The organism is Fibrisoma limi BUZ 3, from assembly GCF_000296815.2.
GTDB lineage: Bacteria > Bacteroidota > Bacteroidia > Cytophagales > Spirosomataceae > Fibrisoma > Fibrisoma limi.
In genome coordinates, this window is record NZ_CAIT01000006.1 from 39,326 (window position 1) to 54,072 (window position 14,747).

Sequence of the window (14,747 nt, forward strand, 5' to 3'; positions counted from 1 at the left end):
AGAATAGTACTAAGGCGTACCATAATTTCTCGACGCGCAGCAGGGGTCAAATGTTGAATTTCCGGGTTCAGTGAGGTACCTAGCTACTGAGGCCGCGGAGATGGCTGAGTGCCTGGTGCTTTCAACCGGGCTACGCGAATACCGGACAGGCGTTTGTGCCACTGGACGTAGTCGGTTAGGGGATAACGCGTAATCACCACTTCGCCCTGTTCCGAAGAAGCATGCAGCAGATGGATTCGGTTGCCCTGCCGAACGGCTAACCCAACGTGTTTCATATCCAGGCCGGGGCGGGCGGCCGTCAGCATGATTATATCCCCTTCGCGGAGGTGGGCTTCGGCCTGTTTGAGGTTTTTCTTCGGAATGAAATAGAAGGACTGCTGGCTGATCGCGGCTTCGGTATCGGCCATCTGCTTGAAAATGGCCGGATCACTCAGGTGAGGGTATCGATACGTAGCCGTGGTCATGTACGACACGGGTTTCGCCACCGACAGGCAACCGGGTAATTCGCCGGATACGTCCTTGAGCAGACCTTTGCGCTCGTTGTCGCGAAGCCAGTCCGAGAAGTAATGCAGGCGACTGGCGTAGCCGTTGATGGCTCCGTTTCGGTAGCGCAGTTTGGTCAGGTAATTCCGAAACAGGACGTTTAACTGGGCCTGGTTCTGCTTGTCGGTGAGGTCATGCCAGGCCAGCGACAGCGCCAGTACTGTTTCCAGGTAAGTCGTGCAGTCGAATGCCTTGAGGTTGACAACCAGTTGCTCCGTAGCGTTGATGTCGAGGGTGTTTGGTACGTAAGGAGTTCCCAGAAACTGCTTCCCGATACTGACTGCGGTTTCGGGCAGGGTTTTTCCACCGACAACGGTCAGCGACCGCAGATCGTCGGGCATAGTCTGGGCTATAACCGAAACAGACAGCAGACCGAAAAGAATGAGCAGACAGGAAAATATGAACCGTTGCGGGTAACGTATGGGCAATATGTAAGCAAAATGAAAACGTAAACGGTTTTTCATTCCGAGTTCAGTTTAGGTAGCTGCTAGTGAATAGTACTTACTTAATCTCAAACACCATCGCACTCCAGGGAGCCAGCGTCAGCGATACGCCGGTCGACCCGACTGTTTCAATCTGCGTTCCGGTGAGAAATATGTCCGTAAACTGATACGTATGTCCCGGAGCCAGATTCATCATCGAAAAGGCATGCTTGGGGATACGGATCGTCGTTTCGTACGTGATGTCCTGAGCAAAATTACAAACGATCAGCAATTTCTGACGATTGGTATAGCGCAGATAGCTATACAGCCGGTGGGCATCGTAGTTTGGACTCTGGCCGTTATCATTGGCGTACTGGAGGTCGTAAAAATACCCATTCTGGATAGCATCGCTGCCGTTAACCAGGTGATTCAGACGCTGGTAGAATGAGCGCAGTCGCCGTTGCTCATCGGTCAGGCCACCACCATCGAAACGGCCGTTGTTGAGCCAGCCCTGCCACTCGGGCAAACCCCAGTAATCGAAAATGGTGGAGCGGCCATCGTCACCACTGAATCCTTCGCTGCCTTCGGCCCGTACGCCGATTTCCTGTCCGAAATACAGCATAAGTGGCCCGGTATGGAGCGTAGCCGAGAGTGTCATGCCCGGTACGGCTGCCCACGGATTACCCGCGAAAAAGCGCGATGCGATACGTTGCTCATCATGGTTTTCGAGAAAACGGAGCATGTGATCGGCATAATCCCCTGATTCCTGCTGCCAGACGCGGGTGATGTCGTAGCAGGTACCGTGGCCTTCCATCAGGCGTCGAACGGCGTCGTACAGACCAACTTTGTCGTACAGGTAATCAAAACCACCTTTGAAAATAAACGATCGGTAGAGGCCCGGTTCGTAAATTTCGGCAATGAAAATAAGCTGGGGGTATTGTTTCTTGACGAGACTGATGGCCCATTGCCAGAATTCGATCGGAATCAGGTGAGCCATATCGCAACGAAATCCATCAACCCCTTTGTCGGCCCAGAACAGCAAAATGTCGAGCATTTGCTGCCAGGTGGCCGGAATAGGGTTAAAGTGTGCCCGCCCACCGTCGAAAATGTCGATGCCGTAATTAAGCTTGATCGTTTCGTACCAGTCGTTGATGGACGGGGCCTCCGTAATGGAACCACTGCCGGTAACCTTGGCAGGGTATTCCGTCAGGGCCCGACTCCTGCTGGCTCCTTCTGATTTCGTTTCCTGGTCAAGCGGGAGCCTGGCCTGGACAGATTGGCTTTCTGGCGAGATGAAGGTTTTTCCGGGGAGATAATAGAAATTGTTGGTCGGTGCGAAGGCGACGGACGTATCGTCCTGCTCGCCGAGATCAACCACGCCCGCAGGCTTGGCGTCAGATTTATACTGGCGGGCTACGTGGTTGGGGATGAAATCAATAAGTACCTTCAGGCTGTGCGCATGGGTGCGCTGTAGCAGGGTGTCAAACTCGGCCATTCGGTGCTCAACGTTGGTGGCCAGGTCGGGGTTGACATCGTAATAATCTTTAATAGCATAGGGAGACCCGGCCCTGCCTTTCACCACGGCCGGGTCGTCGGGTTGAATACCGTAGGCGGAGTAGTCTGTCTGCGTCGCGTGTTCAATAACGCCGGTATACCAGACGTGCGATACGCCAAACAGGCGCAGTTCGCGCAGGGCCGCATCGCTGATGTCGTCAAACTTGCCAACTCCGTTTTCGTCGCGGCTGCCCCAGGGGCGGTTGGTGGTATTCTGGTTGCCAAACAAACGGGTAAAAATCTGATAGATAACCAGTTTGTCCATCACGGGAACTGCAGCCGTTGTATTCATTTCGTTGACTCGGTACGTGTACGGTGGTGAGTATTCACTAAATGACAAAATTATGGTCTTTTTCAGTGAAAATCTTGCTCTATTTTTGTCTTTTTGCCGATCGGTAGGAAAACAAACGAACCGCCACATGAAGAAGCGCCATTTGCTACTCGTATTTCTCGGACTGATGACTCTGCCGGCTGCCATCGCGCAGAATGCGCAGGTGAAGCGCGTTGACCCTACAAACTGGTGGGTAGGCATGAAGAATCCGAACCTTCAGTTGCTGATTTATGGCCCCAACGCTGGCACATTAACGTACACCATTAATTACCCCGGTGTGAAGCTTGTCAAGGTCAATACGGTTGAAAACCCGAACTATGCTTTTCTGGACGTAACGATTGCACCAACGACCAAACCCGGTACGTTTCAGATCGTTGGGAAAAAAGGAGCACAGACCCTTACGCGGCCCTATGAGCTGAAAGCTCGCACCAGCACACCGAAAGGACAGGGGCTGACAGCCGCCGATTTTATTTACCTGATCATGCCCGACCGTTTTGCGAACGGCGACCCCTCCAACGACAAATTCCCGGATATGCTCGACACGCAGGCCGATACCAAAAATCCGTATCTGCGGCATGGGGGCGATTTCAAAGGCATCGTCGATCACCTCGACTACCTGAAAGATATGGGCGTAACAGCCTTATGGCTGACCCCGGTGATCCTGAATGACGAAACGCTCAAAAAAGAAGGACCGGACCGGAATCAGGCCGGCTACCACGGGTATCATTTCACCGACCATTACCAGATCGATAAGCGATTTGGCGGCAATGCGGGCTATAGTGGTCTGGCCGATGCGCTGCACAAGCGGGGAATGAAACTGGTGCAGGATGCGGTCTACAACCACGTCAGCGACGACCACTGGTTTTTTAAGGACAAACCGACGCCGGACTGGTTCAATAACTGGCCAACCTACACCGGATCGACCCACAAGGAGCAGCCGCTCTACGATCCCTACGGGGCCGAAGCCGACCGCAAAACGCTGCTCGACGGCTGGTTTACGCCCTTCCTGCCCGACCTGAATCAGCGCAATCCATACGTAGCTAACTACCTGATTCAACACGCCATCTGGTCGACGGAGATGTTCACTCTCGATGGCTGGCGGATCGATACGTACAAATACAACGACCTTACGTTCCTGAATCGCTGCAACCAGGCACTGATGAATGAATACCCCAATATCTTGCTTTTCGGCGAGTCGGTGGTGAACAACCCGGTTGGGCAGGCTTTCTTCGTGAAGAACACGATCGGTGGGTTTGATTTCAAGAGCAATCAGCCCAGTGCTTTAGACTTTGCGCTCTACAACGCGACGAACGATGCCCTGAACCAGAACTATGACTGGGATACGGGGGTGAACCGGCTGCATCAGGTGCTGGCGCAGGACGTAGTGTATGCCGATCCGATGAAGCTGGTTACGTTCCTCGAAAACCACGACTCCGACCGGTACTTCTCGGTCATCGGCGAAGACATCAACAAATACAAATTGGGGGTGGCGTTTCTGCTGACTACGCGTGGCATTCCGCATTGGTACTACGGCACCGAAATCCTGATGAAGGGTACCAAGAATCCGACCGACGCCGAGGTGCGGAAGGACTTTCCGGGTGGTTTCCCCGGCGACAGAGAAAACAAATTTGAAGCAGCCGGCCGGAATGATCGTGAGAACGACGCGTTCCAGTACGTTCGAAAACTGGCTACGTATCGGCGCAGCAACCCAGTACTGCAAACCGGTAAGCTGATGCAGTTTCTGCCCCAGAACGGTGTCTACACGTACTTCCGCTACAACAACGACAAGACCGTCATGGTCATCATGAACACCGACAAGAAGGAAGCGACGATCGACGGTGCCCGTTTCGCCGAACGTACCAAAGGCTTTTCGTCGGCCCGCAACGTTGTCACGGATGAGACCGTCAGCGACCTAAAAACCATGAAGGTACCGGGGCAAACCGCCTGGGTGCTGGAATTGCGGAAGTAATTTGACTACTTCAGAACTGATTTTTTTTTCACTACCTCAAATCCCTGAAGGGGCTTAGCGTTGCTCTGCCAGAAGACTTGATAGTAGCAACGCTAAGCCCCTTCAGGGGTTTGGGGTGTTTTCGAGCGAAGAACTATCGCTCGATGATCAATTTAAACGTACGCTTGTTGGCGTCCTGCTGGGCGTTCAGGAGGTATAGACCAGCGGGCTGGTTCTGAAAATCCAGTTCAACGGTGTTGCGGCCGGGCTGAACGGCCCTGGTTTGCTCGCTTACGGTCCGACCGTTCAGGCTGACAAGAGTAAGCGTAAGTTTCCCCGCATCTGGCGTATCCCACTGCAACCGGGATAATCCAGCGCTGGGGTTCGGCGACAGACTGGCCGTCAGCGGTTGTTCCAAAGCGGCCTGCCGGGCTCCCGTTGAGGTACGTAATGTGAGCTGATCGACGTACAAGGTGTAGGACTGGCCGTTGCGTTGACCACGATCCTGGAAGTTTATCCGCTTAACCGTTCCCGGATTACCCAGCTCATTCCAGCCAACAGTGTATTGCTGCCAGGTGTTGGCTGGTACGTCGAGGGCTTTGGTTGCCGACAAGTTGGTGTTATCATCCGTGTGGACGTACAATTGGAGTTTTGCGCCGGTTGGTCCGCCGTAAAGCCAGAACCGCAGGCCACCCGAGTACTGCGCCGGGTTGATGGCGTTGACCGAACGTAGCGACAGGGCCGACCAGTCGGTGTTTACCGAAACCGCCAGGGACTTACTGCCCACCTGGACCGGCGACGTATTGTCGAAGTTGGGCGATCCGCCGGGCAGGCTCCACGACCAGTTTTCCCAACCGCTGGCCAGCGCATCGCCGTAGATAACCGCATCCGGCTGGTTGGCCGGTAGCATCGTTACATTGAGTGCATTGCTCGCCGACGAGGTGTTACCGGCTGCGTCGCGGGCCTTAACCGTCATGTTGTACGTAGTTCCGGCGCTCAATCCCGTCAGGTTGTAGCTGGTGCCACTGGTTTCGCCGATCTTCGTGCTGTTGCGGTAGACATCATAGGCCGTAACGCCCACGTTATCGGTCGAAGCCGTCCAGGCCAGCGTAAAACTGGTTTGTGTGATCGACGAAGCGATCAGATTGGCCGGGGCAGTGGGAGCCTGGTTGTCGGCGGGTGGTGCGCCGGCCGTCGACAGGCGTAAGTCGTCTATGAATAAGCTGTGCCCCGATCCCACCGCATCCTGGATATTGATCCGCTTTACCTGCGTCGGGTTACCCAGATCCGCCCATGAGACGGTAAATTGTTTCCAGCTATTGGCCGGTACGTTGATGGCCACGTGGCGGCTTTCGGCCCCGCTGTCGTCCCGCTGGGTGTAAAGCTGCAACTGATTGCCGTTACTGCCGCCGTAGGCCCAGAACTGAATGCCACCCGGATAGTCGACGGTACGTATACTATTGTCGCTCCGCAGGCTCAAGCCGGCCCAGGCGTTGTACATCCGAACCGCCATCGAATAGCTGCCGACCTTCACGACCGCCGTGCCCGAATAGTCGGTTCCGGTGCTCCACGACCAGTTCTGCCAACTCGTGTTGAGGGCATCGCCATACACCACCAGGTCATTGGACGTAGCGGGCGGGGTGGTAACCGTTAAACCGGTGCTCGCTGCCGACAGATTCCCCGCGCTATCTTTGGCGCGTACGGTCATGTTGTAGGCCGTGCTGGGCGATAAGCCCGCTACGACGAATGATGTCGTACTGCTCTGCCCGATTACGGTACCATTCCGCAGGATGTCATAACCGGATACGCCTACGTTATCTGTTGAAGCCGACCAGGAAAGTGTAAAGTCGCTTTGGGTTACGTTGGAAGCCGCCAGGTTGGTAGGAGTGCTGGGGGCCTGGGTGTCGGGTGTTGATGGCTGGCTGTTGGTCGGGCTCCAGAAGTTGCCCGTTAGGGCCAACAGGTAGAGCACCCGCAGCGAGTGGCCGAAGTACCGTTCATAGGTCAAATCCTGGTTTTTGACAAAGCCCGCGAACGCATCCACGCGGCTCTGGCTGTTGGCCATAGCCCCCACAGCAAACGCGCCCGTAAAACAGATACTTTGGTACCCGCCCGCCAGCGACCCATCGCGGTGGTAGCCATCCTTGATGTTCGCGATGCCGCCCGCCGGGCCAGCCACCCAATCGGTAACGCGGTTGAGCCAGGCTTTAGCGTCGGCGGTGCCATACCAGAGGTAGTCGATGGTGAAGCGCCAGGGCGTTCGACACGCATCGTAGAGGTAATCGACCCCACCGTTTCGGAAGCCGTACTGCGTACAACCACCACCGGGCGTGCCGTTGCTGTGCTGCCAGTCCGATACGAGGCCCGTCGACGGGTGCGCGTTGGCGTTGAGCATAACGTAGGCATCGCGGGCCATGTTGGTCCAGTACGCGGCATCGGCCGGAACGTGCTGCGCAAACGCCCGGTAGTAAGCCGGTGATGCATACGACTGGTTCATGCAATCCTCACCACCGAACGTATCGCCGGGTTTCAGAACGTGCAGGCCATTGCCGGTCACGACCGTCTCATGCTGCTTCATTTTATTAATCAGGTACGTAGCATCGGCCTGGTAATTATGCGGAGCGGTGGTGCCGGGCCACTGCTGATTGGCAATGATAAGCGCCATTGCTACGTCGAGTTCACCGTCGGTAGCCGAATTCTGGCCGTAGATGCCGCCCGCGCAGCCGCCAATCTTCCAGTGCATCAGCCCGTTGGCGTCCCGAAAGTTTTTGTGGTACTGCCACAGCCCATCGAATATTGTTTTATCGCCGAAGTACGCCGTCAGGAGCATACCGTAGCCAATGCCTTCGGAAACAGTTTCGTTGGGGTTGTCGTACTTAACCCGATAAACACCGTTTCCGCAGTTTTCTACGTAGTTCGCTTTCCAGTATGTGTAAGCCGCCTGCACATCGGTGCTGGATAAGGTCGTTGGTTTAAATCCCTGGGTATACGCAACCTGCTGTGGGAACGGTCGTTGTGGCGTTTGAGCCCAGCCACTGAGGGAAAGTATAAGGGCAAAAAAAGGGGCCAGGGTAAACGGTTGTCTCATAGCGGGAAAGAGTTGTCGGAATGCTATGAAAGGTAATAAAAAATTTATTTTATTATACCATTTTGTTAAATTTTAGACTTTAAGAGGGATGTCGGATTTATAGCTGAATGGTAATCTATCTCCAATCGATTGCGAACAAGCCTACTGAAATTCATAAGACCATCCACCAAAACAACGACGGTAGCAGAGCGATGGAAAAGAAAAAGGTCGGCCTTAGTCCAAAGCCGACCTTTTTTGTTCTGATTCCGACGCTCAGACGAGCGTGAGAATCATGGTACAAACCCCTGTTCTCATGAAAACCAGTACAGACTTATTCGTCCTGGCGATGGCCTTGTCATCGTGTACGTGTGATTCAATTTCGGCAGATGACGGGACACTCGCAGGCTGGTTTTCGGTAAGGGACGCTCCCGTTTGTTGGGTTACCCAGGCGAGAAATACGTATTGACCGATCAGGCCAGTAGTCGTTCAATCGCGAGCTGCGCACGTTCGGCCCCAAAACCTGCTATCGCTTGCTCCATTGCCTGCTGAATCAGGTCGTTGCCCAGGTTGCCGATGCTCCCTTCGTGCGTATGGTGCAACTCACGTAGCGGATGCGGTCCGTCGGTACGGTAGGTGTGTTCGGCAATCTCGTTGCCCACCTGCCGATACGCTTCCCGGAACGGTACGCCCTGCAACACCAGTTCATTCACGCGTTCCACACTGAAGAGCAGATCGTACTTCGGGTCATCGAGCAGACTGGGTTTCACCTGGAGGTGCTCAAGCATAAAGTCCGTAATACTGAGGCAGTCCAGCAACTCGTCGAACGCAGGCATCAGCACTTCCTTCAGAATCTGCATATCCCGGTGGTAGCCGGACGGCAGGTTACTGAGTACCAGCGTTACCTCCATCGGCAGGGCTTTCAGGCGGTTGGTTTTGGCGCGAAGTAATTCCGCTACGTCAGGGTTTTTCTTGTGCGGCATAATGCTGCTACCGGTCGTCAGGGCATCGGGCAGGATCAGGAAGCCGAAGTTCTGGCTATTGTACAGGCAGATGTCCATGGCCATTCGCGACAACGTTGCGGCAATGGCGGCCAGCGCAGTAAGCGCCGTTTGTTCGGTTTTGCCACGGGTCATCTGCGCATACACGACGTTGACGTTCATGCCTTCGAAGCCGAGCAGTTCGGTTGTCAGCGTGCGGTTGAGCGGGAACGACGAGCCGTAGCCCGCGCCGGAGCCGAGCGGATTCCGGTTGGCCAGCCGGTAGGCCGTCTGGAGGGTCAGCATATCGTCCGCGAGGGCTTCGGCGTAAGCGCCAAACCACAGCCCAAACGACGACGGCATGGCAATCTGAAGGTGCGTATAGCCCGGCAGCAGGTCGGCTTTGTGCTGCTCCGATCGGCCAATTAGTCGGGTAAACACGCGCTGGACAGCCTCTGCAACCTGCCAGAGCCGGTCGCGGGTAAACAGCTTCAGGTCGACCAGCACCTGGTCATTGCGGGACCGGCCCGAATGAATTTTCTTGCCCGTATCGCCCAGTTGCCGGGTCAGCATGAGTTCAACCTGCGAGTGAACGTCTTCAACATCTTCCTCAATGACAAACTGCCCGGCCTGAATCTGCTGGTAAATGGTTTTCAGTTCAGTTTGCAGGGCCGTAAGCTCGTCGCTGGTGAGCAGACCAATGGTTTCGAGCATCTGCGCGTGGGCGAGGTTGCCCAGTACGTCGAATGGGGCAAGATACAGGTCCATGTCGCGGTCGCGTCCAACGGTGAAGCGTTCAATCTGAGTGTCGGTGACGGTCGATTCTTTTTGCCAGAGTTTCAAGGGGCAGATGAATTGAATGAGTGATGGCTCGATGCGCCAGCCGTTCTGGCGTATTGATGGCGGCAAAGTTCGCAAACAAACGCATGAGACCTTAGCCGGAGCCCGGGTTTTATTCGGAAGAACGGCTGTCTGCAAATAAAAACGCGGCCTTGACTGCTCAGGACCGCGTTCAGGAGAAATGGTTTGATCTTATCCGAACCGAAGGGCACGAAGTGATGGAAATTCAGGCGTCATCATTTCGCGGATGGGCTGCATCGACTGCGTGTCGACTTCCCGTGGCTTAATGGCCAGAACCGGTACAGTGGCCCGGTTGATGACCTGCTTGAAAAACGGTCCGCTGAGTAAATTCCGAAGGCCGGTTGTGGTGTCGGCCGTAACCACGATCAGATCCGCATGGCGTTCATCGGCTTGCTGGAGCACGGTTTTAGCCGCCGAATCCGTTTCCGACAGGAATACGTCCGCGTCAAGCGCATCGGCCGACAAATGCTCATTGAGTGAAGCCATCGCAGAGTTGAGCGTTTCGCCCGAATCGGGTTCTTCCTGACTAAGCAGCGCCAGTACGGTCAGATGAGCGTTATTCTTCCGGGCAATGCTGCGCGTCAGGTCATATTTATTCATCGTACCCGGTACCGGCCGAAGTGGGAACAAAATCTGCCGGAAATTGCTCACATCAGCACCTTCGGGAACGGTCAGTACCGGGCAGGGCGCTTGTTTGATAACGTGGTACGTTTCCGGTCCCAGTACGTACTTCAGCAGACCTTCGGGCCGCTGTGCTCCCATAATGATCAGGTCAGCTCTGATTTCATGAGCAGCCTCCACGAGCCGGTCGGTGCGGGTGCCCGTCCGGCACTCCACCGAATACGGCATCGGATGGCCATCCAGTACAGAATCGGCCCATTGATGCAGTCGCCGAACATCCGCTTCGAGTACTTCGGTGCGGGGTACGGAGACCATCAGGTTGTCGGCCGCGGTAAAGGGGTAGTCTTCCGGAGTGATGACGTGCAACAGCCGTAGTTCGGCCTGGTGCCGCCGACTCATGGCTTTGGCCAGGTTAAGCACGGCTTTGGAGGTATCGCTGAGATCAACGGAGACGAGTATGCGGTTAATTACTGATTTCTTCATGGCTTGCTGCGTGTTTAGGTGATAGATAATGGCTGGACGAGCCGGCTTCCCACTCCAGGAGTGTCGCGTATTCTTTCGATTCCTGGTCACCCCGTAAGTAGCGGGGTAAAATCTGCTTTACGCGAAACCCGTTGGCGAGCTGAAAGCTGAGTGTCGGGTCGTAGATCGCCTTTTGTTTCACGCGGTCGATGTATTCCTGGGGCGTCAGATCGCTGTGCAGATGGTAGGCCGGCAAACGACCACCCGCCAGAATACCGCGCAGAGCCAGCTTTCTACAGCAGGCTTTGCGCGCTTCGTAGAGCCGCCGACCCAGTTGCAGGCCCCGGTAACCCGGATGCACAAACACCTCGACCCCGTAGAGCACATCGCCGGTCGGATCGTGGGTGCTGAAGGTGTATAGCCCCGTTACCTGTTCGTAGGTATGCTGCCGGGAAAAGTCGGCCCAATGAACGATGATGGACAGCGCGCAGGCTACTACCTGACCATCTGCTACTACGCAGAACTGGCCGGCCGGAAACAGGCGAAGCAGGGTTTCAATACGTTCCTTACGCCAATATGGTCCGCCCAGGTTGCTGTACGAAGCAATCATGGCCGTTTTTAGCTGCTCATAGTCATCTATCACTAAGTTTCTGGTAATCAATTTCATGTGTAGTTTGTTGATGGTGCTGTAAGATACCACCGCGGGCTTAGCGACCCCTTAAGATCAGCTTAGAATTCCATAAGAATTGTCCGATTAGGGGAAATAACTACCAGCCCGGTAGCACATGATGCGCCGGAAATACGTAGAAGATACTGAAATGAGCAGGCAGATTATCGGCTGGTGCCGAACGGCAATTGGTACAAATCAGGGTTTGGTAACGTACTTAAGCCAGGGCACCTGAACGGTTACCCTTTTAATCCGCAGATAAGTACACCAGGGTTCATAGGCGAACAAGAGCGGAGTTGGCAGTCCTTTTAAGTACGTCGATGTTTGCGTTGAAGGCGGCAGGTTAAACATACCTGTAGAAGAAGGTTTCTACAAGGTAAGTACATAATTCCTATTTCCCGCGACGTATATGCTCCATAAATTTACAAAAAGCTCCCTTTTTTTATCGTAGCGTTCCACAAACTGTTTCCCGGAAGCAGGCTATCGACTATACGTTTATATACGTAACAGGAACAGCCAACGGCATCTGATGACGCCCTGAAGAGAAAAGGTATTACCTGGCAATCAGAGCCGACTACTGAATTCGGTTAGGGCTGTAATCGGTACAAGTAAGGTCCTCGTAGTAGAACGCACATTTAAAAAACTGTTCGGTTTTTCGGCCCAGCCAGCCGCCGGAGATGATAAGGCTACAATAGGAGCCGATGCGCCCCGAAACACCTTTAACTTCAATGCGTTGAGATCCTTCATACAGTAGCATGTGTTCACCACTGTTATGAACGAGACCACCAATTATTCGGGTAGAAGGCAACCGCAAATGAACTGTCTCGAGGTATTCGCCGTGCAGGTCATAAAAGTTGAACCGTAGCGACAGCGGATTCAGGTCACGGCGCTCGGTCCAGAAAAATTCGTACAGATGTACAGGCTGACCCGTCTGATTCAACAGACGTTTGGTGCTGATATGCTGAATTGTAAGCGCTTCGTTCATACGTAGTTGGATAATCTGTTTTCTAGTCAGCACATTGTCAAAAAGCACGGCTGTTGTTACGGGCAAGGACCACGAGCTGATGAGGGCTAACAAAATAGCCACTTGTTAATGACAAATGGCTATTAGATAAAGCACCGGGTAGCGGGCTTGTCCAACCTTAAACACACTAAAACAAGGGTCTCCACAAAATTGAGGTAGGGCCAAACGTCGTAGTATGGTATGCAAAGTTCGCAGTTCAAAGCTTAGAGTAACCATAAAACGGCATTAGAAAAATATTAGATTTTATTTATTAACTACCAAGACTGCTTTTAGGTTATAATTTTGAATATGAAGCAGCGTAGCAATAATGGTGCGACAGAGCAAGTTATACAGATCAAATGCGCTGGGAAGGCTGGTGGCTTAAATCCGCATGAGAGAATTCTGACCGTTGGCGGGGTCATGGCCGACGGAATGTCCTGGCGATTGTCGCAGCAGCAGGTTATCGATTACATTGAGAGTGAGGTTTACTCGTTCTGCGTCAGCCATAACGGACAATTGCACACTGTGATTGTGGATACGTATCAGGGTAATAAATACCTGAAAATTCGCTTCGATGGCGTAACGCCCAATAGTCTCCTGAATTTGCCCGAATGTGTCTAATGTCGGGCCTGCTCGATGAATGATTGGTTTTGTTATGTGCCGATAAATCCATCTGGTAGTACTTCTTGTCAGGTTGGTTTTCCCGGGTACGGCACAAGCCTGCTTATTAGAAATACAAGTAACACCAGGCTGCGGGATCAACAGGTCCAGCTTTGCAGGGCCAGTTAACCGTAACTCACGTTAAAATAAAACAAAGAAATTGAGCCAGGATTGGGCCTGTGCCAATGCTTCGTCGTAAGGTAGATCCGGAAACAGCAGCATTAGCTGAACTGCGATTTGAACCAGGCGGTTAGATGTTTCCGATTTCTGCGTTTTTTGGGGCTCAGTTGGTTCCATGGTACGTTAGTTTGTAATGAGTTCGCAACAATGACCGCACGGAATGGGAAATCGACAAGGGATTGAACGACAATGCTCCAACACAGCGTATCAGAGCATTGCTGAAACTATCCTATATTGTCTTTAAGCAAGAGCTTATTGTAAATGTATACGCAGGCATCACTGCTCACATTAACTCTGAATTAATCCTTCATTAAAGTATAGAGGCCGAATCAGCCAAAACATAGGTCGGCCAATCGGCAGGTTAAAAGTGAATGTAACTCCTTTGCCTCCCAAATCGGCTTACAATATTTTACCCGCTTCTCCGACTACCCTGTTACCAACTGATGTAAAAAGAACGATTCGCTATTAGCGCCGAACGGTTGGATTAATCACGTTTAACAAACAGGTGTATGTATCATTCACAATTCGGTCACGGACAGTTGCGTACTGTCGGCCACAGGAGAGGAGAAGGGCGGTACTACGGCGGTCATCATAGCCAGATCGGCGGGCCGTTTGGGCAGCGGTCAGCACGGGGCCCATTTCGGGTACCGATCAACATTGAAGAAACCGCCACAACGTTTGAGGTCTACGTAGCTGCGCCGGGGCGGTCGAAGAACGACTTTTCCGTGCAGATCAAAGACGACGTACTGACCATCGCCTACCAGCAACCTCAGGTGGAAGGAGAGGTGAAAACGCCAAACTGGCGGCATCAGGAGTTTGCCCGCGGTGAGTTCAGCCGGAGCTTTCAGTTGAACGGTAAAGTAGAAACGGCCGGCATCAGCGCAGGGTACCATGATGGTATTTTGCAGGTCACTCTACCGAAATCGCCCAAAGCCAACGAACCGGCGCAGGACGTAGTGATTGCCTGATAGATTAAGTAGATTAAATCAAAAAGCGAGCCTGTTCAGGTTCGCTTTTTGATTTGATATAAGGCTCATAGAGCTAGGTAAGGTAGTGCGCTTAAGATAAACTAATTATTTAGAAACGGCAGCCATTAACTGTCGGCGGACGCGCTCGGCGGTTTGCAAATCCTTCAGACTAATCTTAGTCCGGTCCCGTAAAGCTGGGCTGTTCTGGAGTTGTTCAATGCTCATCTTAAGCAAAAAAGCCATCGTTTCAAGGCCCGGCTCGGTTGCTTCTATGGGGACGATTAGCTTCTTCATGATACGTAACTTATTTATATACCTGTAACAAATTTTTAATGAATTTCTAACCATTAGATGCTATAGTTTTATGGGTTATAGGCTTATAAGTCAGTAGGGTTAAGGGTTGGTGGGGATTCTGAAAAATACAATTGGAGGCCATACAAAAAAGCCGTCACCCAGATCCGGACGACGGCTTTCTACTTACAA

General features: G+C 53.2%; 12 protein-coding genes. 3 read left to right on the plus strand and 9 right to left on the minus strand.

Annotation, left to right across the window (positions count from 1 at the left end):
- Positions 1 to 83: 83 nt before the first annotated feature.
- Positions 84 to 1,007 carry an N-acetylmuramoyl-L-alanine amidase-like domain-containing protein gene (locus BN8_RS08095; RefSeq protein WP_009281345.1) on the minus strand — a complete coding sequence of 308 codons (924 nt, stop codon included), beginning with the start codon at positions 1,005 to 1,007 and terminating at the stop codon, positions 84 to 86.
- A 37-nt stretch (positions 1,008 to 1,044) separates the two neighbouring features.
- The gene (locus BN8_RS08100) at positions 1,045 to 2,811 is read right to left on the minus strand and encodes an alpha-amylase family protein (protein ID WP_040005637.1); all 1,767 of its coding nucleotides are present in this window, start codon (positions 2,809 to 2,811) and stop codon (positions 1,045 to 1,047) included.
- 127 nt (positions 2,812 to 2,938) lie between these two features.
- On the opposite strand from BN8_RS08100, the gene BN8_RS08105 reads away from it, so the two are divergent.
- Positions 2,939 to 4,819, plus strand: coding sequence for a glycoside hydrolase family 13 protein (locus tag BN8_RS08105; protein ID WP_040005638.1), 1,881 nt, complete (start codon positions 2,939 to 2,941; stop codon positions 4,817 to 4,819).
- A 133-nt stretch (positions 4,820 to 4,952) separates the two neighbouring features.
- Here BN8_RS08105 and BN8_RS31585 read toward each other — a convergent pair whose 3' ends face one another.
- The 5 genes from BN8_RS31585 to BN8_RS08130 all read right to left on the minus strand — a co-directional run bounded on the left by BN8_RS31585 (position 4,953) and on the right by BN8_RS08130 (position 12,438).
- Positions 4,953 to 7,886, minus strand: coding sequence for a glycosyl hydrolase family 8 (locus tag BN8_RS31585; protein ID WP_009281348.1), 2,934 nt, complete (start codon positions 7,884 to 7,886; stop codon positions 4,953 to 4,955).
- Between the two features lie 449 nt (positions 7,887 to 8,335).
- Complete coding sequence (gene argH, locus BN8_RS08115; protein ID WP_040005639.1) at positions 8,336 to 9,685, minus strand: argininosuccinate lyase; 1,350 nt, start codon at positions 9,683 to 9,685, stop codon at positions 8,336 to 8,338.
- 189 nt (positions 9,686 to 9,874) lie between these two features.
- Positions 9,875 to 10,807 (minus strand): universal stress protein, encoded by a 933-nt coding sequence (locus tag BN8_RS08120; RefSeq protein WP_009281350.1) that lies wholly within the window; start codon positions 10,805 to 10,807, stop codon positions 9,875 to 9,877.
- On the minus strand, positions 10,788 to 11,453 hold the full coding sequence (locus tag BN8_RS08125; RefSeq protein WP_009281351.1) for a GNAT family N-acetyltransferase: 666 nt from the start codon (positions 11,451 to 11,453) through the stop codon (positions 10,788 to 10,790). The genes BN8_RS08120 and BN8_RS08125 overlap by 20 nt, the downstream gene beginning before the upstream one ends.
- Before the next feature lie 574 nt (positions 11,454 to 12,027).
- Positions 12,028 to 12,438 (minus strand): hypothetical protein, encoded by a 411-nt coding sequence (locus BN8_RS08130; RefSeq protein ID WP_009281353.1) that lies wholly within the window; start codon positions 12,436 to 12,438, stop codon positions 12,028 to 12,030.
- A 327-nt stretch (positions 12,439 to 12,765) separates the two neighbouring features.
- Here BN8_RS08130 and BN8_RS08135 point away from each other — a divergent pair, with 327 nt between their 5' ends.
- Positions 12,766 to 13,077 (plus strand): DUF3892 domain-containing protein, encoded by a 312-nt coding sequence (locus BN8_RS08135; protein ID WP_009281354.1) that lies wholly within the window; start codon positions 12,766 to 12,768, stop codon positions 13,075 to 13,077.
- Between the two features lie 180 nt (positions 13,078 to 13,257).
- Here the strand turns inward: BN8_RS08135 and BN8_RS33200 are convergent, their stop codons facing one another.
- Entirely contained in the window at positions 13,258 to 13,413 is a 156-nt protein-coding gene (locus BN8_RS33200; protein WP_009281355.1) for a hypothetical protein, read from the minus strand.
- 392 nt (positions 13,414 to 13,805) lie between these two features.
- Here BN8_RS33200 and BN8_RS08140 point away from each other — a divergent pair, with 392 nt between their 5' ends.
- Positions 13,806 to 14,264, plus strand: a complete 459-nt coding sequence (locus BN8_RS08140) for an Hsp20/alpha crystallin family protein (protein WP_009281356.1) — start codon at positions 13,806 to 13,808, stop codon at positions 14,262 to 14,264.
- A gap of 105 nt (positions 14,265 to 14,369) precedes the next feature.
- Here BN8_RS08140 and BN8_RS08145 read toward each other — a convergent pair whose 3' ends face one another.
- The gene (locus tag BN8_RS08145; protein ID WP_144051625.1) at positions 14,370 to 14,558 is read right to left on the minus strand and encodes a hypothetical protein; all 189 of its coding nucleotides are present in this window, start codon (positions 14,556 to 14,558) and stop codon (positions 14,370 to 14,372) included.
- Positions 14,559 to 14,747: the final 189 nt, after the last annotated feature.

Coding starts and splice junctions, on each gene's coding strand:
- BN8_RS08095 (WP_009281345.1), bottom strand. CDS start 1,007: ATGAAAAACCGTTTACGTTTTCATTTTGCTTACATATTGCCCATACGT.
- BN8_RS08140 (WP_009281356.1), top strand. CDS start 13,806: ATGTATCATTCACAATTCGGTCACGGACAGTTGCGTACTGTCGGCCAC.
- BN8_RS08105 (WP_040005638.1), top strand. CDS start 2,939: ATGAAGAAGCGCCATTTGCTACTCGTATTTCTCGGACTGATGACTCTG.
- BN8_RS33200 (WP_009281355.1), bottom strand. CDS start 13,413: ATGGAACCAACTGAGCCCCAAAAAACGCAGAAATCGGAAACATCTAAC.
- BN8_RS08135 (WP_009281354.1), top strand. CDS start 12,766: ATGAAGCAGCGTAGCAATAATGGTGCGACAGAGCAAGTTATACAGATC.
- BN8_RS08125 (WP_009281351.1), bottom strand. CDS start 11,453: ATGAAATTGATTACCAGAAACTTAGTGATAGATGACTATGAGCAGCTA.
- BN8_RS08120 (WP_009281350.1), bottom strand. CDS start 10,807: ATGAAGAAATCAGTAATTAACCGCATACTCGTCTCCGTTGATCTCAGC.
- BN8_RS08145 (WP_144051625.1), bottom strand. CDS start 14,558: ATGAAGAAGCTAATCGTCCCCATAGAAGCAACCGAGCCGGGCCTTGAA.
- BN8_RS31585 (WP_009281348.1), bottom strand. CDS start 7,886: ATGAGACAACCGTTTACCCTGGCCCCTTTTTTTGCCCTTATACTTTCC.
- BN8_RS08100 (WP_040005637.1), bottom strand. CDS start 2,811: ATGAATACAACGGCTGCAGTTCCCGTGATGGACAAACTGGTTATCTAT.
- BN8_RS08130 (WP_009281353.1), bottom strand. CDS start 12,438: ATGAACGAAGCGCTTACAATTCAGCATATCAGCACCAAACGTCTGTTG.